Annotated in this window: 22 protein-coding genes and 3 pseudogenes; 12 read left to right on the top strand and 13 right to left on the bottom strand. The window is 65.6% G+C overall.

The genetic code is table 11. From position 1 onward, the window contains the following. Positions 1-35: 35 nt before the first annotated feature. Together fadB and fadA are read left to right on the top strand one after the other, a co-directional pair. Positions 36-2,213: a fatty acid oxidation complex subunit alpha FadB gene (fadB, locus tag HIR79_RS13985; RefSeq protein WP_169958815.1), complete on the top strand. Its 2,178-nt coding sequence runs from the start codon at positions 36-38 to the stop codon at positions 2,211-2,213. 31 nt (positions 2,214-2,244) lie between these two features. After that, positions 2,245-3,423 (top strand): acetyl-CoA C-acyltransferase FadA, encoded by a 1,179-nt coding sequence (fadA, locus tag HIR79_RS13980; RefSeq protein ID WP_169958814.1) that lies wholly within the window; start codon positions 2,245-2,247, stop codon positions 3,421-3,423. A 79-nt stretch (positions 3,424-3,502) separates the two neighbouring features. Here fadA and HIR79_RS13975 read toward each other — a convergent pair whose 3' ends face one another. Continuing rightward, positions 3,503-3,967, bottom strand: coding sequence for a flavodoxin family protein (locus tag HIR79_RS13975; RefSeq protein ID WP_169958813.1), 465 nt, complete (start codon positions 3,965-3,967; stop codon positions 3,503-3,505). A gap of 70 nt (positions 3,968-4,037) precedes the next feature. Between HIR79_RS13975 and HIR79_RS13970 the strand changes: the two genes are divergently transcribed. Then, positions 4,038-4,517 (top strand): YbhB/YbcL family Raf kinase inhibitor-like protein, encoded by a 480-nt coding sequence (locus HIR79_RS13970; RefSeq protein WP_169958812.1) that lies wholly within the window; start codon positions 4,038-4,040, stop codon positions 4,515-4,517. Between the two features lie 7 nt (positions 4,518-4,524). Next, a complete protein-coding gene (locus HIR79_RS13965) occupies positions 4,525-4,896 on the top strand; it encodes a thiol-disulfide oxidoreductase DCC family protein (RefSeq protein ID WP_169958811.1) in 372 nt (123 codons plus the stop codon). A 12-nt stretch (positions 4,897-4,908) separates the two neighbouring features. Here HIR79_RS13965 and HIR79_RS13960 read toward each other — a convergent pair whose 3' ends face one another. From HIR79_RS13960 to HIR79_RS13925, 8 genes and pseudogenes are all read right to left on the bottom strand, one after another. Continuing rightward, on the bottom strand, positions 4,909-5,844 hold the full coding sequence (locus HIR79_RS13960; RefSeq protein ID WP_169958810.1) for a 2-dehydropantoate 2-reductase: 936 nt from the start codon (positions 5,842-5,844) through the stop codon (positions 4,909-4,911). A gap of 123 nt (positions 5,845-5,967) precedes the next feature. After that, positions 5,968-6,387: pseudogene (locus tag HIR79_RS13955) on the bottom strand (IS5 family transposase); the annotation flags it as partial. A gap of 30 nt (positions 6,388-6,417) precedes the next feature. Further along, positions 6,418-7,674: an ISL3 family transposase gene (locus HIR79_RS13950; protein ID WP_169958809.1), complete on the bottom strand. Its 1,257-nt coding sequence runs from the start codon at positions 7,672-7,674 to the stop codon at positions 6,418-6,420. Between the two features lie 42 nt (positions 7,675-7,716). Further along, on the bottom strand, positions 7,717-8,064 hold the full coding sequence (locus HIR79_RS13945; protein WP_169958808.1) for an IS5 family transposase: 348 nt from the start codon (positions 8,062-8,064) through the stop codon (positions 7,717-7,719). 148 nt (positions 8,065-8,212) lie between these two features. After that, positions 8,213-8,815, bottom strand: a complete 603-nt coding sequence (locus HIR79_RS13940; protein ID WP_169958807.1) for an exopolysaccharide biosynthesis protein — start codon at positions 8,813-8,815, stop codon at positions 8,213-8,215. Between the two features lie 222 nt (positions 8,816-9,037). After that, the gene (locus tag HIR79_RS13935; protein WP_062376034.1) at positions 9,038-10,291 is read right to left on the bottom strand and encodes an IS256 family transposase; all 1,254 of its coding nucleotides are present in this window, start codon (positions 10,289-10,291) and stop codon (positions 9,038-9,040) included. A gap of 98 nt (positions 10,292-10,389) precedes the next feature. Beyond that, a pseudogene (locus HIR79_RS13930) lies at positions 10,390-11,400 on the bottom strand (IS1380 family transposase); the annotation flags it as partial. Positions 11,401-11,685: 285 nt separating this feature from the next. Next, a pseudogene (locus HIR79_RS13925) lies at positions 11,686-12,388 on the bottom strand (IS5 family transposase). Positions 12,389-12,574: 186 nt separating this feature from the next. On the opposite strand from HIR79_RS13925, the gene HIR79_RS13920 reads away from it, so the two are divergent. Then, positions 12,575-14,152, top strand: a complete 1,578-nt coding sequence (locus HIR79_RS13920) for a thymidine phosphorylase family protein (protein WP_169958805.1) — start codon at positions 12,575-12,577, stop codon at positions 14,150-14,152. 1 nt (position 14,153) lies between these two features. Further along, entirely contained in the window at positions 14,154-15,059 is a 906-nt protein-coding gene (locus HIR79_RS13915) for a ribose-phosphate diphosphokinase (protein WP_169958804.1), read from the top strand. A 114-nt stretch (positions 15,060-15,173) separates the two neighbouring features. Here the strand turns inward: HIR79_RS13915 and HIR79_RS13910 are convergent, their stop codons facing one another. Beyond that, positions 15,174-15,422, bottom strand: coding sequence for a hypothetical protein (locus HIR79_RS13910; protein ID WP_119020602.1), 249 nt, complete (start codon positions 15,420-15,422; stop codon positions 15,174-15,176). A 208-nt stretch (positions 15,423-15,630) separates the two neighbouring features. After that, complete coding sequence (locus HIR79_RS13905) at positions 15,631-16,896, bottom strand: M20/M25/M40 family metallo-hydrolase (protein ID WP_169958803.1); 1,266 nt, start codon at positions 16,894-16,896, stop codon at positions 15,631-15,633. 157 nt (positions 16,897-17,053) lie between these two features. Here HIR79_RS13905 and HIR79_RS13900 point away from each other — a divergent pair, with 157 nt between their 5' ends. From HIR79_RS13900 to HIR79_RS13890, 3 genes are all read left to right on the top strand, one after another. After that, positions 17,054-17,584, top strand: a complete 531-nt coding sequence (locus HIR79_RS13900) for a hypothetical protein (protein WP_249322162.1) — start codon at positions 17,054-17,056, stop codon at positions 17,582-17,584. A gap of 47 nt (positions 17,585-17,631) precedes the next feature. Beyond that, positions 17,632-18,390 (top strand): VIT1/CCC1 transporter family protein, encoded by a 759-nt coding sequence (locus HIR79_RS13895; RefSeq protein WP_119020600.1) that lies wholly within the window; start codon positions 17,632-17,634, stop codon positions 18,388-18,390. A gap of 173 nt (positions 18,391-18,563) precedes the next feature. Further along, positions 18,564-19,052, top strand: coding sequence for an Hsp20/alpha crystallin family protein (locus tag HIR79_RS13890; RefSeq protein WP_119020599.1), 489 nt, complete (start codon positions 18,564-18,566; stop codon positions 19,050-19,052). 145 nt (positions 19,053-19,197) lie between these two features. On the opposite strand, the gene HIR79_RS13885 is transcribed toward HIR79_RS13890, so the two are convergent. Then, positions 19,198-19,482 (bottom strand): ribbon-helix-helix domain-containing protein, encoded by a 285-nt coding sequence (locus HIR79_RS13885; protein ID WP_119020598.1) that lies wholly within the window; start codon positions 19,480-19,482, stop codon positions 19,198-19,200. Between the two features lie 252 nt (positions 19,483-19,734). On the opposite strand from HIR79_RS13885, the gene HIR79_RS13880 reads away from it, so the two are divergent. The 3 genes from HIR79_RS13880 to gloA all read left to right on the top strand — a co-directional run bounded on the left by HIR79_RS13880 (position 19,735) and on the right by gloA (position 22,554). Then, a complete protein-coding gene (locus HIR79_RS13880; protein ID WP_169958802.1) occupies positions 19,735-20,301 on the top strand; it encodes a twin-arginine translocation signal domain-containing protein in 567 nt (188 codons plus the stop codon). A 59-nt stretch (positions 20,302-20,360) separates the two neighbouring features. After that, complete coding sequence (locus tag HIR79_RS13875; RefSeq protein ID WP_169958801.1) at positions 20,361-21,944, top strand: GMC family oxidoreductase; 1,584 nt, start codon at positions 20,361-20,363, stop codon at positions 21,942-21,944. 76 nt (positions 21,945-22,020) lie between these two features. Next, the gene (gloA, locus tag HIR79_RS13870; RefSeq protein ID WP_169958800.1) at positions 22,021-22,554 is read left to right on the top strand and encodes a lactoylglutathione lyase; all 534 of its coding nucleotides are present in this window, start codon (positions 22,021-22,023) and stop codon (positions 22,552-22,554) included. Positions 22,555-22,584: 30 nt separating this feature from the next. Here the strand turns inward: gloA and HIR79_RS13865 are convergent, their stop codons facing one another. After that, positions 22,585-23,223 (bottom strand): DsbA family oxidoreductase, encoded by a 639-nt coding sequence (locus HIR79_RS13865; RefSeq protein ID WP_169958799.1) that lies wholly within the window; start codon positions 23,221-23,223, stop codon positions 22,585-22,587. Positions 23,224-23,237: the final 14 nt, after the last annotated feature.

Here is a 23,237-nt window from a genome sequence, read left to right as displayed (position 1 = left end):
ATTCAAACGGCCGTATGAAATCGGGAGATTCGCGGATGATCTATCAGGGCAATGCCATCATGGTGACGCGCGGCGATGGCGATATCGCCACGCTCACCTTCGACCTGCAGGGCGAGTCGGTCAACAAGCTCTCCAGCGCGGTGATCGCCGAGCTGGAGGAGGCGGTCAAGGCTATTCAGGCCGAGAGCGGCCTGGCCGGGCTGGTGCTGGCCAGCGCCAAGGAAGCCTTCATCGTCGGTGCCGACATCACCGAGTTCCAGACCATGTTCGGCAAGGGCGGTGAGTTCCTCGAGTCGATGCTGCACCGGGTTCACGGCATCTTCAATGCCATCGAGGACCTCCCCTTTCCCACCGTTACCGCCATCAACGGTCTGGCCCTGGGCGGCGGCTGCGAAGTGCTCTTGACCACCGACTTCCGGGTGATGGGCGACAAGGCCCAGATCGGCCTGCCCGAGACCAAGCTCGGCATCCTGCCCGGGTGGGGCGGCTGCGTGCGCCTGCCGCGCCTGATCGGCGCCGACAACGCCATCGAGTGGATCGCCGGGGGCACCCAGAACCGGGCCGATGCCGCTCTCAAGGTGGGGGCCGTGGATGCCGTGGTGCCGGGTGAGCAGCTCGAGGCCGCCGCGCTGGATATCCTGGCCCGGGCCAACGCCGGCGAGCTGGACTACCGCGCGCGCCGCGAGGAGAAGATGCAGCCGCTCAGGCTCGGGCCCATCGAGCAGATGATGGCCTTCGAGACCGCCAAGGGCTACGTGGCCGGCAAGGCGGGCCCCCACTACCCGGCGCCCGTCGAAGCGATCAAGGTGATCCAGAAGGGGGCCGGGGAGGAGCGCGCCCGGGCCCAGGCCATCGAGGCCAAGGGCTTCGCCAAGCTGGCCATGACCGAGGTGGCCTTCAACCTGGTCGGCCTCTTCATGAGCGACCAGGTGGTCAAGAAGAAGGGCGGCCAGTTCGAGAAGCAGGCGCGCCCGGTCAAGCAGGCCGCCGTGCTCGGCGCCGGCATCATGGGCGGCGGCATCGCCTACCAGAGCGCCTCCAAGGGCACCCCGATCCTGATGAAGGACATCAAGGAGGAGGCGATCCAGCTGGGGCTCAAGGAGGCACGCAAGCTCTTCACCAAGCAGGTGGAGCGCAAGAAGCTGACCCCCGAGCAGATGGCGGAGAAGCTGGCCAACATCCGCCCGACGCTGACCTATGGTGACTTCGGCAGCGTCGACCTGGTGGTCGAGGCAGTGGTCGAGAATCCCAAGGTCAAGGGGGCGGTGCTGACCGAGGTCGAGGGACTGGTGGGCGAGGAGACCATCCTGGCCTCCAACACCTCCACCATCTCCATCACCCGCCTGGCTTCGAGCCTCAAGCGTCCCGAAAACTTCTGCGGCATGCACTTCTTCAACCCGGTGCACCGCATGCCGCTGGTGGAGGTGATCCGCGGCGAGAAGACCTCTGATGCCGCCGTGGCTGCCACCGTGGCCTACGCCCGCGCCATGGGCAAGACCCCCATCGTGGTCAACGACTGCCCGGGCTTTCTGGTCAACCGCGTGCTCTTCCCCTACTTCGGCGGCTTCAGCCAGCTGATGGCGCAGGGCGCCGACTTCCAGCGGGTCGACAAGGTCATGGAGAAGTTCGGCTGGCCCATGGGTCCCGCCTACCTGCTCGACGTGGTGGGCATGGACACCGCCGTGCACGCCGGCGAGGTGATGGCCGAGGGCTTCCCGGAGCGGATGGGCAGCCTGGGCGGCAATGGCGAGAAGAGCGCCATCCAGGCGATGTTCGAGAACGACCGTCTGGGCCAGAAGAACGACAGGGGCTTCTACGCCTACGAGGAGGACCGCAAGGGCAAGCCGAAGAAGGTCAGCGACGAGGCCGCCATCGCCCTGGTCAAGAGCGTGGCGAAGGAGAGCCGAGAGTTCTCCGACGAGGAGATCATCAGTCGCATGATGGTGCCGCTCTGCCTGGAGACCGTGCGCTGCCTGGAGGACGGCATCGTCGGCACGCCCGCCGAGGCGGACATGGCGCTGATCTACGGTATCGGCTTCCCTCCGTTCCGCGGCGGTGCGCTGCGCTATGTCGACGCCATGGGCGTGGCGGCCTTCGTCAAGCTGGCCGACGGCCTCGCCGAGGAGCTGGGGCCGCTCTACGCCCCCACCGAGAAGCTGCGCGAGATGGCCGCTGCCGGCGAGACCTTCTACGCCGCCCCGGCCCAGGCCTGAGCCCACCACCACGAACAGGAGTAACAGAACGATGAGCTTGAACCCGAGAGATATCGTGGTGGTCGACGGCGTACGCACCGCCATGGCCAAGGCCAAGAACGGCGCCTTCCGCCACGTGCGCGCTGAGAACCTCTCCGCCGCGGTGATGGAGGCGCTGCTGGACCGCAACGCCGGCGTCGATCCCAGCGAGATCGATGACATCATCTGGGGCTGCGTCAACCAGACTCTGGAGCAGGGCTATAACGTGGGCCGCAACGCCGCCATCATGACCCGCATTCCGCGCAGCGTGCCGGCCCAGACCGTCAACCGGCTGTGTGGCTCCTCCATGAGCGCGCTGCATATTGCCGCGGCCAACATCAGGGCCGGCATGGGCGACGTCTACATGGTCGGTGGCGTGGAGCACATGGAGCACGTCTCCATGATGCACGGCGTCGACGTCAACCCGTCGGTGAGCAAGCATGCCGCCAAGGCGGCGATGATGATGGGCCTGACCGCGGAGCTCCTGGGCAAGATGCACGGCATCTCCCGGGAGGACCAGGACGCCTTCGGCGTGCGCTCCCACCAACGCGCCCAGGCCGCCATGGAGAAGGGCTACTTCGACAACGAGATCATCGGCGTCGAGGGCCACGACGAGCGCGGCTTCAGGATCCTGTTCAAGCGCGACGAGGTGATTCGCGCCGATGCCAGCCTCGAGAAGATGGCCCAGCTCAAGCCGGTCTTCGACCCCAGGAGCGGCACCGTGACCGCGGGCACCTCCTCGGCGCTCTCGGTGGGTGCCTCCGGCATGCTGGTGATGAGCCATGAGCGCGCCCAGGCGCTGGGCCTCGAGCCCATCGCCCGGGTGCTCTCCACCGGCGTGGCGGGCTGCGACGCCTCCATCATGGGCTATGGCCCGGTGCCGGCCTCGAAGAAGGCGCTCAAGGCCGCCGGCCTCACCGCCGACGACATCCAGACCGTCGAGCTCAACGAGGCCTTCGCTGCCCAGGGCCTGCCGGTGCTCAAGGACCTCGGCTTCCTCGATGCCATGGACGACAAGGTCAACCTCAACGGCGGCGCCATCGCGCTCGGCCACCCGCTGGGCTGCTCGGGCACGCGAATCTGCACCACCCTGCTCAACGTCATGCAGCAGCGCGACACCACCCTGGGCCTGGCCACCATGTGCATCGGCATGGGGCAGGGCGTGGCCACGGTGTTCGAGCGCCTGAAGTAGGCGCTTACGGCCATCCGACAGACAGCGGCGGCGCCCTCGGGCGCTGCCGCTGTCGTTGTGGGCCACGTGGGGTGACAGGCTAGAGGATGCCCGCCTCGAGCCCCGCGGCCATGGCCATGGCGAGCTCCTCCACCTGCTCGGCGAAGCCCGCCTGCCACTCGCCGCGCAGGATCAGCGGTTCCTGTGCCCAGCGCCAGCGCAGCCCGGTGACGATGCTCTCCACGGCGCGGCGAGTGCCGGTGCCGTCATGGCCGGCGCGCACATAGAGCGCACAGGGCAGTCCCTGCGTCTCCTCCAGCACCGGGTAGTAGCAGCGATCGAAGAAGTCCTTGGTCAGCCCCGCCATGTAGCCGAGGTTCTCGGTGGTGCCGAGCAGGATGGCATCGCAGGCGCGGACGTCGTCGGGTCCGGCGTCGAGCGGTGCCTTTACCACCACCTCGACGCCCCCGATCTCGGGGTGGCAGGCGCCGCGCTCGGCCGCCTCCGCCAGGGCTCGGGTGTTGGGAGAGGGGGCATGGGCCACGATCAGCAGGCGCCTGGGCATGTTGACAGCTCCTTCGTTGTTTCCCACGCTGAACCGGCACTTTTCCCGGTTTATCCAAGGAGGATCACCGATGGCCTTTGCCCTGTCGACCCTGCAACTCACTAGCCCCGTCTTCGACGACGGCGGCGCCATTCCCGCCAGGCACACCGGCGAGGGAGACGACATCTCGCCGGCGCTGGTCTGGCAGGGGGCGCCCGAAGGCACCAGGGGATTCGCGCTGATCTGCCACGACCCGGACGCGCCGCTGGTGCAGAACGGCACCTATGGCTTCGTGCACTGGGTGCTCTACAACATCCCGGCCTCCGTCACCAGCCTGGAGGAGGCCACCCGCGTCGGCACCCGGGGCAAGAACGACTTCGGCAAGCTGGGCTACGGTGGTCCCATGCCCCCCGAGGGGCATGGGTCCCACCGCTACTACTTCTGGCTGCTGGCGCTGGACAAGCCCACCGACGACCTGCCCGAGGGGCTCAGGCTCCATGACCTCCTGGTCAAGGTCGAACCCCACCTGCTGGGCATGAACCGCCTGGTGGGGACCTATCGGCGCGGCTGAGGCGAGGGTGTCCCCGCTGGCCCCGCTTCGGGTCTACTACGACGGGCTCTGCCCCGGCTGTCGGCGCGATCGCGCCCGCTACGAGCGCTGGGCCGGCGAGCTGGGGGAGAGCGTGCGCTGGTGCGACGTGACCGAACACCAGCAGACGCTGCGCGACATGGGCGTCGACCCCCAGGCGGCGCTGCTCTCGCTACACGTGGAGGAGGCCGACGGCACCCTTCGGGAGGGCATCGACGCCTATATCCTGCTGATGCGCCGGGTGCCTCGCCTCAGGCCCCTGGCCTGGCTGATCGGCCTGCCCGGGCTCAAGCCGATGCTGCGCAAGCTCTACGATGGCTGGGTGCGGCGGCGGCTGGCCCGGGAGGGGCGCCTGCCCTGAGCCGCTGGCCGATCACCCGGTGATGTGCCGGGCGGCCCTCTCCTGGGGGAGCAGAGCGGCGTAGACCATGGCGTTGACCGGCGTGGCCACGCCGGCCTCGCACCCGAGGCGCATCACGGCGCCGTTCTGGGCGTCAAGCTCCGAGGGAAGGCCGGCCATGATGTCGCGCTGCATGGAGGCGGTGCTCGCCTCGGGCAAGGCGTCGATGAAGCGCAGGGCGCGGGCCGCGGCATCCTCCGGCAGCGCCACGCCCCTGGCGCGGGCCACCGCCTCGATCTCGGCCAGCAGCTGCTCGATCATCGTGCGGGTCTCGGGCAGGGTGCGGGTCACCCCGATGGGCGCTCGGGTCACGCTGCCGATGCCGCTCATCGCGCAGATGAACAGGAACTTGCTCCACACCGCCACCTGGATGTCATCGGGGATCTCGGCGGTGACGCCCCGGGCCTGGTCGAAGGCGGCCTTGAGACGCAGGGCGCGCTTGCTGCGGCGGTTGTCGCGTTCGCCGAAGCGCACGAAGGGCGAGACGCCGGCGTGGCGGATATGCCCGGGGGCCTCTCGCCAGGCGAGGATGCCGCAGAGGCCGTCCAGCACATGGGCCTGGCCGAGGATGCCGGCGAGGGTGTCGGCGGCCTCCACGCCGTTCTCCAGCGGCACCACGAAGGTGTCCGGGCCGATCATCGGCCGGATCGCCCGCGCCGCCTCGGCAACCTGCCATGACTTCACGGCCACCAGGACCGCATCGACGGCGCCCACTCGGCTCGGGTCGTCGCTGACCTTCACCTGGGGCAGGTGCAGGTCGCCCTCGATGCTTTCGACCCGCAGGCCATGGCGTTGCATCTCGGCAAGGTGCTCGCCCCGAGCGATGAAGGTCACGTCGTGTCCGGCCTCGGCCAGGCGTGCACCGAAGTAGCCGCCCACGCCGCCGCTGCCCATGATCGCCAATCGCATTGTCTCTCCCTCGTGATTGCCTGGACCGACTGACAGCCTACACCCGAATCGCGGGTCTCACATCGCGACCTTGGCCTTGCGCCGGTGACGCTCCCCGGGGCGGCTGCTAGGGAGCGTTAACAATTAGGCCAGCCATATGACGGCGGATACAAGGTTGAGTAGCGACTGGTAGTTTCTCGCCAGTCGCTCATAGCGTGTTGCCAGCCGCCTGAACTGCTTGATTTTCTGGAAGAACCTTTCTACCAGGTTGCGATCCTTGTAACAGTGCCAATCTATCTCGGGGCATTCCAAGCGATTCTTTCTCGGCGGAATCACCGGCTCGGCGCCCACCGCTCGAATGATGTCCCTCAAAGCGGTGGAATCATACCCCTTGTCGCCAAGCACCGCCGCTGGAGAAAAGCCCGCCAGTAACGCTGGGGCGGCTCCGTACTCAGACGCTTGGCCCGGTGTGAGGATTAGCCGTACCGGGTTGCCGAGGGCATCGACCGCCGCGTGGATCTTGGTGCTCAATCCCCCACGCGATTTCCCCATGGCTTCGGTGCTCTGAGCCGTTTTTTTGGGTTCTTCGTCGTTTCATGTGGATTTGGCCTGATCGAGCAGGAGGCCCACCGGGCTGCCAATTAGGTAGATCATGGCGATGAAGTTGGCCTCGTTCCGGTAGCCGCGAGCGCGTGACCTTGCCGCCTGGAACAGGCCGTTCATCCCTTCCAGTCGTGCGTTCGTCAGTCCCGAGATCCAGCGCCTAACCACTGCATCGGCATGGCGCTCCAGCGTTGCCAGAGCCTTCCCCATCGGCTTCAGCAGTGGCTTCGCCGAGACGGCCGCCTTCATGACCTTGAGGTAGTGCGTGATGCGCCACCGAGCCGCTCGCGGCGTCGGGGCCTTCTGGATCCAGCGCAGCTTTTCCTTGATCACCCAGGCATCGGCGGTAGCGCTCTGGTCGGCCACCAGCTCCTCGAGCGCCGCCAGCTGCTTGGGTGTCAGGTTCTCGTTGTCCAGGCTCTTCAGCAGAGCCCAGCGCAGCGACTTGGGGTGTCCCTGCTCCCGGCGCTCCTTCTTACGCACTTCGTCCAGCCGCTTGGTGAAGGTCTGCACGATATGGAACCAGTCGACCGTGACCTCGGCCTTGGGAAGGTGCTCGGCCACCCCGCTCAGGAAGGCGTTTGACATGTCGCAGACGACTTCGACCACGTTGTCCGGGTCGCCGCCATGCGCCGCCAGGAAGGCGCTGAAGGTCTCGATGGCCTCCTTGCCGTGGCCTGGGACGGCAAAGATCACCGGCTCCCGCTTGCGCTGCATGTCGAGAAACACCGTCACGTAGCGCTGGCCGCGCCGGGACGCGGTTTCGTCGACGCCGACGGTGGCTACGTTGCTCAAATCCAGCTCCCCGAGCATGCGGCCAACGTAGTGGTGGACGATGCGCCACAGTCGCTTGTCGGAGATCTCCAGCTGCCGGGAGACGGCCAGTACCGGCATCTCCTTGACCAGCGACATGGCGGCTTGCTCGAACAGCAGGGTGAAGTCACTGCCCGGCCGCGCCCAGGGCACCTCGATGCGCTTGACGCCATGCTCGGGGCACTTGGTGCGAGGCACGCGGGCATGCAGGTAGCAGTGATGCTGGAAGAAATTCAGGTGCCGCCAGGTCTTGTCGGCGAAATCGTGAGCCGGACAGGCCTGGCCGCACTCAGGGCAGGGGTAGAGGCTGCCTCGCTCGGCCTCGGCGTAGAGATCCAGCCGATGGGGAGATACGGAAGTATCCAGGTGCTGATCCTTGAGGATCCAGGGCGCTTGCAGGCCCAGGCCGAGGGTCAGAATCTGGGTGCCGTCCATGCCATGCCTCCTGTCGTCGTGGAGGCCATATCCTGGCCCAGCTCAGGGGGCGAATTCCACACCCAACGACGAAGAGCCTTTTTTTGCCGCCCCATGCTGATGAACTTTGACGATACTGCCATCTATCATCAGCTGCTTCATGTCGGGATCATCGGCTAATGTGTCGATAACCTGCTGCCAGACCCCCTTCTTAGACCACCGGTTATAGCGCATGTAGACAGTGTGCCAGCGACCGAAGGCGTCGGGCAGATCACGCCAGGGAGCGCCTGTCCGGGCGATCCACAGGACGGCTTCCACGAACAAGCGATTGTCCTTGGCCGTCACCCCGCGATCTGAAGCTTTGCCGGGGAGCATGTGCTCGATGCGCTCCCATTGGTCATCACGTAGCATTAGCCGAGGCATAGATCACCGAAAAATGCTGATATTCTAAATCAGCCCGATCTCCATCAGCAATTGTTAACGCACCCTAGGAACGGGGGACACCTTGGTCTGCGGCGCCTTCTGCTTGTGCTTGGTGGTATTGAATATTACGCACGCATCAGTGAATCATATCGAACAACCTCAGGCTGCCGTGTAACAGTGCTACAGAGACACCACTAGCCAATACCGCAAGGCTCATACCAACCAATACTGCAATCCCATCTTGCCTCGCGAGGCCTAGCGATAGAGCCAGAATCGCCAAGCCAGGCAAGGTATTTCCAAATGGGATGGGCAATGCAATCAGTAACGCCATAACAACAATAACCCCTCCGATAACTCGCATGGCCAAAGGGGACACCAGCCCGGCCAGACGGATGCTCAGGCGGCGTTCTAGCTTATCTATAAGTGGCGTAGCGCGCTGGAAGACTTGGCGCAGCACTTCTTGCCCAATACGCCGCTGAGCGATGAAAGACGGCAAGCGGACACGCTTTGCACCGACCACCATTTGCCCACCGAGCAGCGCAAGCGCCGAGCCGAATATCATGCCAGCTGGAATGCCTGGTGTCGGAATAATGGCTGGGATCGAAAAAATTAATAGAACGAGCCCAAGTCCACGATCCCCCAGAGCGCTCAGGATATCATTCAGCGTCGGACGCCCAGCTGGCAAACGGTCAGGCAGAACACGCAATGCAGAAGCCAGGCTTGAGTTGTCACCGCTCATGGCGAAATGGTTCCCGTCTCGTAAAGGTTAGGCCTTTAGGCTTACTAGGCGTGGTCAGTCGCTTCTCCCACTCTTGCCCCGCTTAGAGAAGCACACTGTCAATTAGACCGCTGAATCCTACAATAATCAATACGAGCCAAAGCGGAATTTTCCATGCTGACGATCTCGACCTTGTCGTGATCGGTCATGCTCGAGTTATTGTCAAATTCTGTGTATGGCCGGTCAGGCGGCAGTCCTGTCTGACTGATCGGTCAAGGGTTCGCCGTCCTTGAACTGGACGTTGTTCACGACCAGCTCCAGCTTGTTGAACCCCTTGATCCGCTTCCAGCGCTTCTGGGCGCTCTGAAGCAGCTTGAAGACCATCGCCAGGGTCGTCGCTCTGGAGCCGCAGTTCCGGCTGCGCTTGCTCCGCAGGCGGACCGTGGCGAAGGTCGACTCGATCGGGTTGGTGGTGCGGATATGCACCCAGTGTTCTGCCGGGTAGTCATAGAACGCCAGCAGCTCCTCCCGATCCTTGGCCAGGCACTCCATGGCTCTGGGGTACTTGGCCTCGAAGCGTTTCACCGTGCGATCGAAAGCCTTGTGCGCCTCATCGCGGGTCTCGGCCATCCAGATCTCATGGAGGTCGGCCTTGACCTTGGGCTGCACGGATTTCGGCAGTTTATTCAATACGTTGGCAGTCTTGTGGACCCAGCAGCGCTGGTGCTCGGTCTCTGGATAGACCTTGCTCAACGCCGCCCAGAAGCCCATGGCGCCGTCGCCAACCGCTAGCTTGGGGGCCGTCGTCAGCCCGCGCTCGCGTAGCCCCGTGAGCAGCTCTTTCCAGCTGGCCTCTGACTCACGCTGCCCATCCTCGACGACGACCAACTCCTTGCGGCCCTGCTCAGTGACGCCGATGATCACCAGCAGACACAGACGGTCATCCATGCGCACGTTGCTGTACACGCCGTCAGCCCACCAGTAGACGTAACGCTGGTCTGCCAGGTCGCGCTTCTGCCAGTCGGTATGCTCGTCCTCCCACTGCTTCTTGAGACGCGACACGGTGTTGGCCGAGAGTCCCTTGGCCTGGTCACCCAGCAGGGCCGACAGGGCCTCCTGGTAGTCGCCGGTAGAGACTCCCTTCAGGTAGAGCCAGGGGATCAGCTCCTCGATGCTGCGGGCCCGCTTCAGGTAGGGCGGCAACAGCGCGCTGCTGAAGGTCACCCCGTCGCCACTGCGGTCACGGACGCGGGGCACCTTGATCTCGACGTCGCCGATACCGGTTTGCACGGTGCGCTCCGGCAGGTAGCCGTTGCGGACGACGACACGGCGGCCGTCTTCCAGCGTCTTGTCGGCATATTGCTCCAGAAACGTGCTCAACTCCGCCTCCACGGCCTTGGCGATCAGGTCTCGGGCCCCTTTGCGCAGCAGCTCATGCAACGGATCAGTAGCGCCGGTGTCTGGCTGCGTCACGGCTTGGAGAGTAGAATTGCTCATGGCGTATCCGTCCTATGTTGGTTGTGATCTGGCGAGATCAATCAACAGGATACGCCACCCTCTCTACTGCCCTCCATACACAAGAACTGAGCTTAACTCGCCTGGTAGCGTTTGATCACCGCCTCCGGCGCCTCGTCCAGGCTGGTCCACCAGCCTTCCAACTCATAGTCCGGTTCGAGCAGCAACTGGCCATCGCCATCGGCGGTGCGCTCTACCAGGCGCATCACGCGTTGGACGACGTATTCGGTCTTGTTGTCGTCGTGGCTCGAGACGGTCTGCGTCCACAGCGCCTGGCGCTTGCCAGGACGCAGCTCTTCCCAGTAGTCCGCCGCCACCGCCAGCCAGGTATCTCGATCAGCCGTGGCCGAGCCACGCGGGTTCCATTTGACGACATAGTCGAGCCGGCGCCCCTCGTCGGCAAAGACCTGGCGTTGCTGTTCGAGAAGCGCCAGGTGCGCCTGGCTGTCGAAGCCGCTGTCCTCGCGTAACAGGATCGGTTGCTTGGTCAGGCATTGGGCGCGAGGCAGTACCCGCTCCAGGAAGGCGTTGCTCTCCTTCATGGTGTGCTGCTTGCTAGGCCGCAGTTCCAGACCCAGGCACCACCCTTCGTTGCCCAGATAGGCGGCGATCGGGGTGTAGCCATCGACCTTCTGGTAGGTCCGCGAGACGCCTTCCTTCTTCGAGTTGCTGTTGTCCATGACGAAGGTGTCGATGTCCAGGCAGACGTGCGTCGTCTCGGCGGTGATCGGTGCTTCGATCAGTGACAGCAGGGTCGTGGACCAGGTGGCGGTGCGCGCCTGCAGGTCGTTGGCGGCAAGTTTTTCCAGCCGCTGTCGCAGCGTCGCCGCGCTCGGCACCTTCTGCAGGGTCAGCAGTTGTTGGAAGGGCTTGTCGCGGCGGAAGTTCTCGACAGCGTCATAGTCGCTCATGCCCAGACACAGCAGGCCCAGGTAGCTCTTGATCACGTCACTGGTGCGCATGCCCAGCGTGGTGGGGAAGCGGCTGTCGATGCTGTCGACGCCAGCGATCTCGCAGCATTGCCCGATGATGGACAGCCCGGCGTGGCTGGTGAGGGTGCGGCAACTGGCGCGGAACTTTATGTTGGGCATGGCATTGTCTGGGTGAATGGCGATAATGGCTATATTGCCATGCAGGTCAGTGGGTTAGAAGTGCTTCCGGGGGCCGGTCTCACGGATTCAGGAATTTGGCAATACGACTCCGAAAGTGGCGTGAGACTTGTTTAACCGAATACTTTTCCAGCCAGAAATGCCTCAGCGGTCGAACGATATCCATCGCCCTCTGAAGCCCAACTAAGAATATCTGACAGTCTGTAGCGAACGGAGCGCCCTCGACGAACAAACTGCGGGGCGGGACGCCCTAGGGAGCGTTAACAATTAGGCCAGCCATATGACGGCGGATACAAGGTTGAGTAGCGACTGGTAGTTTCTCGCCAGTCGCTCATAGCGTGTTGCCAGCCGCCTGAACTGCTTGATTTTCTGGAAGAACCTTTCTACCAGGTTGCGATCCTTGTAACAGTGCCAATCTATCTCGGGGCATTCCAAGCGATTCTTTCTCGGCGGAATCACCGGCTCGGCGCCCACCGCTCGAATGATGTCCCTCAAAGCGGTGGAATCATACCCCTTGTCGCCAAGCACCGCCGCTGGAGAAAAGCCCGCCAGTAACGCTGGGGCGGCTCCGTACTCAGACGCTTGGCCCGGTGTGAGGATTAGCCGTACCGGGTTGCCGAGGGCATCGACCGCCGCGTGGATCTTGGTGCTCAATCCCCCACGCGATTTCCCCATGGCTTCGGTGCTCTGAGCCGTTTTTTGCCGCCCCATGCTGATGAACTTTGACGATACTGCCATCTATCATCAGCTGCTCCATGTCGGGATCATCGGCTAATGTGTCGATAACCTGCTGCCAGACCCCCTTCTTAGACCACCGGTTATAGCGCATGTAGACAGTGTGCCAGCGACCGAAGGCGTCGGGCAGATCACGCCAGGGAGCGCCTGTCCGGGCGATCCACAGGACGGCTTCCACGAACAAGCGATTGTCCTTGGCCGTCACCCCGCGATCTGAAGCTTTGCCGGGGAGCATGTGCTCGATGCGCTCCCATTGGTCATCACGTAGCATTAGCCGAGGCATAGATCACCGAAAAATGCTGATATTCTAAATCAGCCCGATCTCCATCAGCAATTGTTAACGCACCCTAGGATGGGGCCATCTCGAGTCCGCGTGGCAGGAGGCCCAGGCGCCGGTCGGCCACGCCGCATGGAAGAGCCCATGACACGATCCAAGACCCAGGCCGTCCTCGATGATGTCCTCTCCCCCCTCACGCTCAAGCGCGTGGGCATCGACACCTACCGCGAGAACGTCGCCTACCTGCATCGCGACTGCGATCTCTATCGCGCCGAGGGCTTCCAGGCGCTCTCCAAGGTGGAGGTGCGCGCCAACGGCCAGCGCATCCTGGCCAGTCTCAACGTGGTGGATGATCCGGCCATCGTCGACTGTCAGCAGCTCGGCCTCTCGGAGGACGCCTTCGCCGCCCTGAACGTGAAGGAGGGGCAGCCGGTGAGCGTCTCCCAGGCCGAGCCGCCGGCCTCGATCCCGGCGCTGCACCGCAAGATCAACGGCGAGCGGCTGACCCGCGAGGACTTCCGGGCCATCGTCCAGGACATCGCCGAGCTGCGCTACTCCAAGATCGAGCTGACCGCCTTCGTGGTGGCCTGCGACCTGGGGGAGATGGACCGCGAGGAGATCTACTACCTGAGCGACGCCATGTGCCAGGTGGGGCGTCGCCTCGACTGGCACGAGCACCCGGTGGTGGACAAGCACTGCATCGGCGGCATACCCGGCAACCGTACCTCCATGCTGGTGGTGCCCATCGTCGCTGCCCACGGCCTGCTCTGTCCGAAGACCTCGTCCCGGGCCATCACCTCGCCGGCGGGGACCGCCGACACCATGGAGGTGCTGGCCAACGTCGACCTGCCCTTCGATGAGCTCGAGAAGATCGTGCGCACCCACCGCGGCTGCCTGGCCTGGGGCGGTACCAGCCAGCTCTCCCCGGCCGACGACGTGCTGATTTCGGTGGAGCGGCCTCTCTCCATCGACTCCCCCGGCCAGATGGTCGCCTCGATCCTCTCCAAGAAGGTGGCCGCCGGCTCCACCCATCTGCTGCTCGATATCCCGGTGGGGCCCCATGCCAAGGTGCGCTCGATGCCCGAGGCGCGGCGCCTGCGCAAGCTCTTCGAATTCGTCGCGGCGCGCATGGGGCTGACCTTGGACGTGGTGATCACCGATGGCAGCCAGCCCATCGGCGCCGGCATCGGCCCGGTGCTGGAGGCCCGCGACGTGATGCGGGTGCTTAGCAACCACCCGGAGGCCCCCATGGACCTGCGCCAGAAGGCGCTGCGCCTGGCCGGGCGCATGCTCGAATTCGACCCCGACGTGCGCGGCGGTGACGGTTTCGGCATCGCCCGGGACATCCTCGACTCCGGCCGTGCGCTGGAGCGGATGCAGGCGATCATCGCGGCCCAGGGCGCCAGGCCCTTCGATCCGGACAGCCCGCCCCTGGCGCCTCACGCCTTCGATGTGGTGGCCCCCGAGGACGGCGTGGTGATCGCCATCGACAACCTCAAGCTGGCGCGCATCGCGCGGCTCGCCGGCGCGCCCAAGGCGACCGGCGCGGGGGTCGACCTGGCGGTACGCATCGGCGACGAGGTCAGGGCGGGGCAGCGGCTCTATACCGTCTATGCCGCCTTCCGCAACGAGCTGGCGCTGGCCCACCGCTCCAGCGAGCGCGACAGCGGCTTCACGCTGGGCCATCGCGACCAGCTGACCCGCCTCAACGTGGAGATGTGACATGGACGCTGCCCTGCTGCATTTCACCGATGAGGCCGCCCCGGCGCGACGCCTGGCCGAGGCCTGCGGCCTGGCGGCTCGCGAGGTGGAGCGCCACTGTTTCCCTGACGCGGAGCTGCGGCTCACGTTGCCCTTCGCCGAGGCGCAGGCGTTTCCCGAGACCCTGGTGCTCTACCGCAGCCTGGACCGGCCCAACGACAAGCTGGTCGAGCTGCTGCTGCTGGCGCGCCACGCCCGCCGTCAGGGGGTGACCCGCCTGGTCCTGGTGGCGCCCTACCTGGCCTACATGCGTCAGGACATCGCCTTCCACCCCGGCGAGATCGTCAGCCAGACCATCGTCGGCGGCTTTCTGGCCGAGCTGTTCGACGCGGTGATCACCGTGGATCCGCACCTGCACCGCATCGAGCGGCTCGACCAGGCGATCCCCATCGCGCATGCCATCGCGCTCTCCGGGGCGCCGCGGCTGGCCGAGCTGATCGCCGAGAAGCGCCCCGGGGCGCTGCTGCTGGGGCCCGACGAGGAGGCACTGCAGTGGGTGGCCCAGGCCGCGGCGCTGACCGGCCTCGACCATGCCACCTGCCGCAAGGTGCGCCGCGGCGACCGCGACGTGGAGATCCACCTGCCCGATACCCCGGTGGCGGGGCGGGCGGTGGTGCTGATGGATGACGTGGCGAGCTCCGGCCATACCGTGGCCCGAGCCGCCGAGGCGCTCAAGGCCGCCGGAGCGGCCTCGGTGGACGTGGCGCTGACCCATGCGCTGTTCGCCGGCGATGCCCTGGCGGTGATCCGCGAGGCCGGCGTGGGGGAGGTGTGGAGCACCGACTGCATCGCCCATGACAGCAACGCCATCGCCATGGCACCGGTGCTGGCCGAGGCGCTGGCCGGGGTGCTGGGCTCCCGGCCGTAGCCGGGCGACAGCGATAACGAGGGCGCTACAATGCCAGCGGGGCACGAGAGTCACTCTCGTGCCCCGCTGGGTGTGCTCGTTTGGTCACCCGGATGGGGAATGGCTCGGCTGCCGTCAGGCGTAGAGGGCGCCGGTGGTAGCGGCCCGAAGGCGCTCCAGGGACATCACCTGCTGGCCACGCTCCGGCGTGTCGGTGCGAAAGCCGATCTCGAAGCCGCGGTCGGCGAGATCGGCGGCCCAGAACTCCTCGGTGGCCATGGCCTCGGCCTCGATGGCGCTGGCGGCATGGAAGAGGCCGCCGCCAAGGTGCATCTCCTGGCCGCGAGAGTGGATGGCGAAGACGTCGACGAGGAAGGATTTCATGGCGCTCACATGGGCTGGTGTGTGGATATGCGGGCATGGTAGCCATTCGCCGCAGGCCTCGTAAGCGAATCCGGATTCCGTTGTGTCACGGCCCATGCGCCCACGACATCATTCCTGGCCGGCATGAGGAATGCCGATAACGAGGGGGCCCCGGCGCGGTTCCGTGCCGCGCATGCCCCGGGGCCCTGGCGCGTCCTGCGCCTGCCGGCTATCGGGTGCCGGCGCCCGCCTTCTCTGCGTCGGACTCGGGCTTGTCGGCCCCCTGGTGGCCCAGCGCACCGGCCTGGTCCAGGCGTGGGTGGTTGTCGAGAAACTCCCGATGGGGGTCGGGCAGGGCGTCCAGCGCCTGGAGGCTCAAGGTGATGGCGTGGATCGCCGCCATCACATCGCGGGTGTTGCCCGTCTCGGAGATGGTGTGCATGTTGCGGATCGGGAAGCCGATGGAGGTGGCCACGCAGTCCACGGCGGCCAGCACGCCGGCCATGCCGTCGGTGCCGGTATCGGCGCCGACGATGTCCCGCTGCATGGGGATGCCGTGCTCCCGGGCGGTGGTCTCGATGATCCGGTTGAGCTGCTCGCTGGCGATGGCGCCCACCGACAGCGTGAACCCCTTGCCCATCTCCAGCGGCTGCATGCGACGGTCGCCGATGCCCGGGGCCGCCACGTAGTCATGGTTCACGTCCACGGCGATGATGGCGTCGGGCCGTAGCTCGCCGGCCAGTACGCGGCTGCCGAAGCGGCCGATCTCCTCGTAGCTGGCGATGGCGAACATCACCCGCACCTGCTCGGTGCCTCCCGCCTCGGCGACCAGTCGTGCCACCTCGGCGGTGACGAAGCAGCCCAGGCCGTTGTCCAGGTAGGCGCCGTAGAAGGTGTCCGGACTGAAGCCGTGGCGAATGGGGCGGTTGAAGAGGATCGAGTCGCCGGGACGCACGCCCAGGTTCTCCACCTGCTGCTTCTTGTTCTCTCCGTGGATCTGCAGGTCCAGGTAGATCTGCTCCTTCTTGATGCCCTTGCTGCCGTCGCGCTGGGCCGGGTCGGAGAAGTGGATGGCGCCCAGCGCCTCCACGGTACCACCCTCGATGCGCCGGTAGCGACCGGGGGCCTGGGGATCCTCGCTGAACAACGTGACCTCGTGGCCGATCAGCACGTTGGGCAGGAAGGCGTCGGTGTTGATCCAGATCTTGCCGTCCTCGCCGATGGAGCGCACCTGCATGCGGATCTTGTCGGCGTGGCCGATCACCATCACCTTGAACAGGTCGTCGCGGCCCGGGTGGGTGTCCAGCACCACGCCGGCATGGCCCTTGAACTGGTGCAGCTGCCAACTCGCCGGAGCGAAGCTTTCGAAGTGGGGCTTGAGCACGCCGTAGGTCATGGCGGCCTCCAGGCCCACGGGGCTTGGCGCCGCGAGGAGGCGTCGCATCAGCTCGAACTGTGGCTCGGGCATGGGCTCTGTCCAGGGGGTATCGCTCATCGTGTTCTCTCTCTTCGGGGTGAGATCATCGTCCCGGAGCTTACCACCCCGATGCGGCGGCGGTCTGTCCACGCCTCCAGGGCTGCCACGCCTGCCATCGGTCAGGCTATGCTGCGCATTGTCCTCAACCGCTTATGCATGAGAAGGAGAGTCAGGGATGTCATCAAGGATGTCGCCGCTGTTACCCCTCGGGCTGGCCGCCCTGCTGCTGGCAGGCTGCGCCGGCGCGCCGCCGGCACCCGCCGAGCGCCCCACGGTTGAGCCGGCGCCGCCCCCGGTGGCGGCGGTGCCCGGGGTCGGAAGGGAGGAGCAGTACTGGCTGCCGCCACTCTTCAGCGGGGTGGAGGATGAGGCCCACTACTACATCAGCCGCCTGCCGGACCGCCGTTTCGTTGCCACCTACGGCGGGGAGGAGCATCCGCGGCCCTGGTACATCGCGGCGGAGCGGCTGGGGCAGATCGGCGAGCCGGCCATTCCCCTGCTGGCCGCGCGGCTCGAGTCCTCGGACGAGTACGAGCTGATGCTGGCGCTCTATGCGCTGATGCTGGCTTCCCAGGACCCGTCGCTGATGGCCGCCACCGGCGGCGATACCCTCGAACTTGGCAGCGTGCTGGACCCGCGCCACAACGCCGAGAATCTCGCCCTGGCCCGGGCCTGGTGGCAGCGACAGGGCTGGCGCTGGGAGTAGTCCGCCAGGCGCCGAACCCGAGTTGCCCAGACTGCCAGGAGGTGAGCATGCAGCGTCAGGACCGCCAGTCCCTCGAGGCGTCGCACCGGCCTGAGGCGATCCGACGCCGGCTGCGCCAGCCGACCCGGGGCCGGAACCTGCCCGATGCGATCCTCGGTGGCATCGATGGTTGCGTGACTACCTTCGCGGTGGTGTCGGGTGCCTTCGGCGCGGGCTTCTCGGCCACGGTGGCCCTGGTGCTGGGATTGGCCAACCTGCTGGCGGATGGCTTCAGCATGGCCATCAGCAACTACGAGGCGATCAAGGCCCAACGGGAACATGTCGATGGGGTGCGCGATGACGAGCACCGCCATATCGAGGTGGTGCCCGAGGGCGAGCGCGAGGAGATCCGTCAGATCTTCCGGCGCAAGGGCTTCGAGGGCGAGACCCTGGAGCGGGTGGTGGACACTATCTGCGCTGACCGGGAGGTCTGGGTGGAGACCATGCTGCACGAGGAGCATGGCCTGCAGACCGAGGGGCTGAGCCCGCTGCGCTCGGCCCTGGTGACCTTCACGGCCTTCCTGGTGATCGGTGCCGTGCCGCTGCTGCCCTACGCCCTGCCGGGGCTGTCCATCACCCGGCAGTTCCTGGCGAGCCTGGGGCTGGCGGCGTTGATGTTCTTCCTGATCGGCATGGGCAAGAGCCTGATCTATCACCAGCCGGTGTTCGCCTCCGGACTGCGTACCCTGATGATGGGCGGTGCGGCGGCGGGGCTGGCCTTCCTCACCGGACATCTCGCCCAGGCGCTGTTCGGCATCGGGGTGTGACGCGGACGCGGCGTGCCAGGCGGGCATCGTCGGCTATTGAGCTGTATCAAGGCGAAGCGTCGGCGCTGGTCTACGCTATCTGGTGCGGCATACGCCGCTCGGGCATTACCGGCTTGGGCGTCGGGCCCGGCCTTGTCTCAGCATGTCTTTCCAGGAACCAGGAGAGCGCCACCATGGCCAAGAAGCCGAAGGAAGTCTCCCCCGCCGTCCAGTCGGAATCTCGGGGAGTCAGTCCCTTCCACGAGTTTGATCGTTTCTTCGACAGTGTCTTCGATCGGGGCTGGATGCCGATGCTGCGCCGCGATCACCCGCTGTGGGAGCGTTTTGCCGCCTTCGAGAAGGGGATGCCCAGGGTCGATGTCATCGAACGCGACGCCGAGGTGCTGGTGCGTGCAGAGGTCCCCGGCTTCGAGCGCGAGGATCTCGAGGTATCGGTCAGCGACCATAGCGTGACCATCAAGGGCGAGCACCGCCAGGAGCACAAGGAGGAGGAGGGGGAATACTTCCGCTCCGAGATCTCCAGCGGCTCCTTCTCGCGCACCGTGACGCTACCCGGCGATATCGACACGGAGGGGGGCGAGGCGAGCTTCAAGAACGGCATCCTCGAGCTGACCCTTCCGAAGCTGAAACGGGCCAGCCGGCGCAAGATCGAGGTGAAGTGACGGCCTTTCATCCCCCTCGACGAACCCTACTCAAGGCGTGCCTCGGCGACAGCCGGGACACGCCTGGTTTCCTCATGCGTCGAGACTGCTTCTGGAGCACCATCATCATGACGGCAGCCAAGTGCATCAGTCGTCACGGGAGGCGTCAGGCGCTTCGTGCTGCGGGTTCAGCCCGGATATGTAGGTGGACGGCACAGGCGACGCGCAGCATCGAGGCCAGGTTGGGTACGGCGCCTTTAGTGGCCATCACTTCACCATAGAGCTCGCTGATGAACTGACCAGTGGAAAGCTGCTGGTCGTGGGCCAGCAGGTCGAGGATCTGCCAGAACTCGTTCTCCAGCCGAACGCTTGTGACGCTGCCCTGAAGGCGCACCGAGCGAGTGGTGCACTCGTAACGCTCGGGGTCAGTGGATGCGTAGACATGACACATGATTACTCCCCTCCGCTGGCGAAGGCCACAGGCCGGCGACATAACGGTTTCCGACTTTCCCCGACATTGCTCCCTGTTGCGACCCTTGAGCATTAGACCATCGTCGATGTAGTACTCCACTGTTACCCGGATCGTCTATTGACGGCCTATTCTCGGGCGAGGTGACCGATGCATCTGGCACCCCGACAACAACAAGAGACCAGACGCAGGCGAATCTTATGCGACTGCGCACTCACCCTGGAGAAGCTCGCCATGCATTCCCCCAACTTATCCCGCCGCGTCTTTCTCAAGGCCAGCGGTGGTGTCTTGGCCGGTACCCTGGCCTTTGCCAGCGGCCCGATTGCCCTGCTCGCGCCGTCCCGCAGCTGGGCGATGCCCCTGGAGTCGCTCAGTTCGCGCCAGGGCGAGATGCTCCTTGCCGTCACACGACAGATCTTCCCACATCCGGACTTGGAAGATGCCGTCTACGCGATGGTCGTGAAGAGTCTGGATCGCAAGGCAGCCGACGCCTCGGTGCATGCCCTTCTCAAGGAGGGCATGGACGCACTAGATATGGCCGCCGGGGGCGACTGGCTGGCGCGGGACACGTCGACCCAACTGGCTCACCTGGCTTCCATGGCTGGCAGCCCCTTCTTCGAGACCGTCCGCGGCGACGCGGTGGTCTCTCTCTATGACAATCCATTGGCCTATGCCCACTTTGGCTATGGCGGGGCGGAAGGCGATGGCGGCTACCTCTCCAAGGGCTTCAACGACCTGACCTGGCTGCCCGAGCCGCCCAAGCCCCAGGGCGGCTACCTGCCCTACGAGAGCGCGGGCTGAGCCTGCGGTGGTTCGGCTGCCACGATTAAGACAACAACAACGTATCCGGAGACGCCACGATGGCAATGACCGATAATCAGCAGACCTTCGCCCATGACGATGAGAACGTCGCGGTGGTGATCGGGTCCGGCGCCGGGGGCGGCACCCTGGCCAACGAGCTGGCCCAGCAGGGCATCGATGTGGTGGTGCTGGAGGCAGGTGCGCTGCACACCACCGCGGACTTTCTGGCCGACGAGTGGGCGTCCTTTGCCCAACTCGCCTGGCTCGACACGCGCACCACCTCCGGCAGTTTTCGCCTGGCGCGGGATTTTCCAAATCTGCCAGCGTGGATCGTCAAGTCGGTGGGCGGCACCACCGTCCACTGGGCCGGGGCCAGCCTCCGGTTCCAGCCCCACGAGTTTGCGGCGCTCACCACCTATGGCGAGGTCGAAGGAGCCAACCTGCTCGACTGGCCGCTTACCTATGATGACCTGGCCCCCTATTATGAAAGCGCCGAGAAGCGCATGGGTGTAACCCGCACAAACGGCAACAAGGGTCTGCCCGGCAACAACAACTTCAAGGTGATGTATGCCGGTGCCCAGAAGATGGGGTACTCCTGCGATACCGGCCACATGGCAATCAACAGTGAGCCGCGTGACGGGCGCGCCGCCTGCCAGCAGCGTGGCTTCTGTTTCCAGGGGTGCAAGACCGGTGCCAAGTGGTCGACGCTTTACACCGAGCTACCCAAGGGCATTGCCACCGGCCATCTCGAGCTTCGCCCGGAGTCCCATGTGGCGCGCATCGAGCATGACGAGAGCGGCAAGGTCACGGCCGTGGTCTACTTCGATGCCGAAGGCCGCGAGCAGCGTCAGAGGGCGCGTCTGGTCGCGGTGGCCGGTAACTCGATCGAGACGCCGCGGCTGCTGCTCAACTCCGCCAGCAACCTATTCCCGTCGGGTCTGGCCAACGGCTCAGGGCAGGTAGGGCGCAACTATATGCGCCACATGACCGGTTCGGTCTACGCCACCTTCGAGGAGCCCGTCCATATGTACAAGGGCACCACCATGGCCGGCATCATCGCCGATGAGGCGCGCCATGACCCGTCGCGTGGCTTCGTCGGCGGCTACGAGATGGAGACTCTGGCTCTGGGCCTACCGTTCATGGCAGCCTTCCTCGACCCTGGTGCCTGGGGGCCACGCTTCACCGGTGCCCTTGGCCAGTATGACCACATGGCCGGCATGTGGCTGGTGGGCGAGGACCTGCCCCAGGAGGGTAACCGGATCACCCTTAATCCCGAGGTCACCGATCGATTCGGCCTGCCGGTGGCCAATGTCCACTACGACGACCACCCCAACGACGTTGCCATGCGCGAGCACGGCTACCGACAGGGTACAGAGCTCTACCGCTCGGTGGGAGCGAAGGATGTCTACGAGGTGCCGCCCTATCCCTCGACCCACAATCTGGGCACCTGCCGCATGAGCGAACGCCCCGAGGATGGCGTCTGCAACGCCTATGGCCGCGCCCACGAGATCCCTAACCTCTTCATCTCGGATGGCAGCCAGTTCACCACCTCGGCGGCGGAGAACCCCACCCTGACCATCGTCTCGCTGGCGATACGCCAGGCCGAACACATCGGCCAGCTGATGCTGCGCGGCGAGGTCTGATCCCTTTTGCCCCCGGCCATGGCCGGGGGCTGCCCATCCCCTTCATGCCCCCATATTGATTCCAGAAGGAGACTCCATGAGCTTTTATGGCGAGCAACACCCCGGCGTGCAGGCCGCCACTGCCGATTCCGACGGCTTTCGTCTCAACCACACCATGCTGCGGGTCAAGGATCCCGAGAAGGCATTGGCCTTTTATTCCCGGGTGTTCGGCATGCGCGTCCTGCGCCGGCTGGACTTCGAGGAGATGCAGTTCTCCCTCTACTTCCTGGCGAAGCTGGAGGCGGACGAGGTGGTCCCCGAGAGCGTGGGCGAACGTACGGTTTGGACCTTCAGCCAGCGCGGCCTGCTGGAGCTGACCCACAACTGGGGCACCGAGACGCAGGCTGATTTTGCCTACCATGACGGCAACGCCCAGCCTCAGGGCTTCGGTCATATCTGCTTCTCGGTGCCGGACCTCGAGGCTGCAGAAGCCTGGTTCGACAGCAACGGCATCGAGTTCATCAAGCGCAGTGACCAGGGCAAGATGAAGGACGTGATCTTCGTCAAGGATGTCGACGGCTACTGGATCGAGGTGGTCCAGGCTGACCGCCTCGCCTCTCTGGGCGATTGATCCCCAAAGCCATCGGCCCTGGTCGGCCGATTACCCCAGGGCGTCGAGCAGCCGCTGCGTGGCCAGGAACAGCTGGCGGCGGGGCTGGGCACCCTCGAGCACGCCGGCATGCTCGCCGTCCAGGCTGAAGCGCAGCGCCGGCACGCCCTGGATGCCGAGGTCGCGGGCGGTGCGCTGGTCCGCCATCACCGCCTGGCGATGGTCGCCCTGCGCCAGCGCCCGCTGCAGCGCGCTGCCGTCCAGCGCCAGCATCTCGGCCAGCCTGGCGAGGGCCTGCGGGTCGGCCAGGTCCAGGCTCTCCTCGAAGAACCCGCGGAACAGCGCCCTGCGCATGGCGCCGCCCGCCCCGGGGTGATCGGCCGCCTGGGCCTCGGCCCAGGCGGCCGCCTCATGGGCCAGTCGTGAGCGCGGCTGAATCCGCGGCAGCCGCAGGGTCATGCCGCGTTCGGCCGCCATGGGGTAGACGGCCCGTCCCCAGATGTCATGCAGGTAGTCGCCGTCCGGGTCGAGGGTCGGCTCGGGGGCGGGGCGCAGCTCGAAGGCGCGCCAGCGGATCGTCACCTTCCCCCCGAAACGCTCGGCCAGGGCGTCGAGCTCCGGCATCTCCAGGTAGCAGAAGGGACACACATAGTCGCTGAAGACATCGAGTGCGATGCGCGGCTGGGTCATGGGGACTCCTGCGG

It is taken from the genome of Halomonas sp. PGE1, from assembly GCF_013000985.1.
GTDB lineage: Bacteria > Pseudomonadota > Gammaproteobacteria > Pseudomonadales > Halomonadaceae > Halomonas > Halomonas alkalicola.
The sequence above is the reverse complement of the archived record's forward strand: the minus strand, read 5'-3'. Positions and strand labels throughout refer to the sequence as shown.

What these genes read in the sequence shown, in the direction of transcription:
- HIR79_RS13865 (WP_169958799.1), bottom strand. Translation starts at nt 23,223, where the DNA reads ATGACCCAGCCGCGCATCGCACTCGATGTCTTCAGCGACTATGTGTGT.
- fadA (WP_169958814.1), top strand. Translation starts at nt 2,245, where the DNA reads ATGAGCTTGAACCCGAGAGATATCGTGGTGGTCGACGGCGTACGCACC.
- fadB (WP_169958815.1), top strand. Translation starts at nt 36, where the DNA reads ATGATCTATCAGGGCAATGCCATCATGGTGACGCGCGGCGATGGCGAT.
- HIR79_RS13935 (WP_062376034.1), bottom strand. Translation starts at nt 10,291, where the DNA reads ATGAGCAATTCTACTCTCCAAGCCGTGACGCAGCCAGACACCGGCGCT.
- HIR79_RS13950 (WP_169958809.1), bottom strand. Translation starts at nt 7,674, where the DNA reads ATGGACGGCACCCAGATTCTGACCCTCGGCCTGGGCCTGCAAGCGCCC.
- HIR79_RS13880 (WP_169958802.1), top strand. Translation starts at nt 19,735, where the DNA reads ATGCATTCCCCCAACTTATCCCGCCGCGTCTTTCTCAAGGCCAGCGGT.
- HIR79_RS13910 (WP_119020602.1), bottom strand. Translation starts at nt 15,422, where the DNA reads ATGAAATCCTTCCTCGTCGACGTCTTCGCCATCCACTCTCGCGGCCAG.
- HIR79_RS13920 (WP_169958805.1), top strand. Translation starts at nt 12,575, where the DNA reads ATGACACGATCCAAGACCCAGGCCGTCCTCGATGATGTCCTCTCCCCC.
- HIR79_RS13900 (WP_249322162.1), top strand. Translation starts at nt 17,054, where the DNA reads ATGTCATCAAGGATGTCGCCGCTGTTACCCCTCGGGCTGGCCGCCCTG.
- HIR79_RS13895 (WP_119020600.1), top strand. Translation starts at nt 17,632, where the DNA reads ATGCAGCGTCAGGACCGCCAGTCCCTCGAGGCGTCGCACCGGCCTGAG.
- HIR79_RS13970 (WP_169958812.1), top strand. Translation starts at nt 4,038, where the DNA reads ATGGCCTTTGCCCTGTCGACCCTGCAACTCACTAGCCCCGTCTTCGAC.
- HIR79_RS13960 (WP_169958810.1), bottom strand. Translation starts at nt 5,844, where the DNA reads ATGCGATTGGCGATCATGGGCAGCGGCGGCGTGGGCGGCTACTTCGGT.
- gloA (WP_169958800.1), top strand. Translation starts at nt 22,021, where the DNA reads ATGAGCTTTTATGGCGAGCAACACCCCGGCGTGCAGGCCGCCACTGCC.
- HIR79_RS13945 (WP_169958808.1), bottom strand. Translation starts at nt 8,064, where the DNA reads ATGCTACGTGATGACCAATGGGAGCGCATCGAGCACATGCTCCCCGGC.
- HIR79_RS13875 (WP_169958801.1), top strand. Translation starts at nt 20,361, where the DNA reads ATGGCAATGACCGATAATCAGCAGACCTTCGCCCATGACGATGAGAAC.
- HIR79_RS13915 (WP_169958804.1), top strand. Translation starts at nt 14,154, where the DNA reads ATGGACGCTGCCCTGCTGCATTTCACCGATGAGGCCGCCCCGGCGCGA.
- HIR79_RS13890 (WP_119020599.1), top strand. Translation starts at nt 18,564, where the DNA reads ATGGCCAAGAAGCCGAAGGAAGTCTCCCCCGCCGTCCAGTCGGAATCT.
- HIR79_RS13940 (WP_169958807.1), bottom strand. Translation starts at nt 8,815, where the DNA reads ATGAGCGGTGACAACTCAAGCCTGGCTTCTGCATTGCGTGTTCTGCCT.
- HIR79_RS13905 (WP_169958803.1), bottom strand. Translation starts at nt 16,896, where the DNA reads ATGAGCGATACCCCCTGGACAGAGCCCATGCCCGAGCCACAGTTCGAG.
- HIR79_RS13885 (WP_119020598.1), bottom strand. Translation starts at nt 19,482, where the DNA reads ATGTGTCATGTCTACGCATCCACTGACCCCGAGCGTTACGAGTGCACC.
- HIR79_RS13975 (WP_169958813.1), bottom strand. Translation starts at nt 3,967, where the DNA reads ATGCCCAGGCGCCTGCTGATCGTGGCCCATGCCCCCTCTCCCAACACC.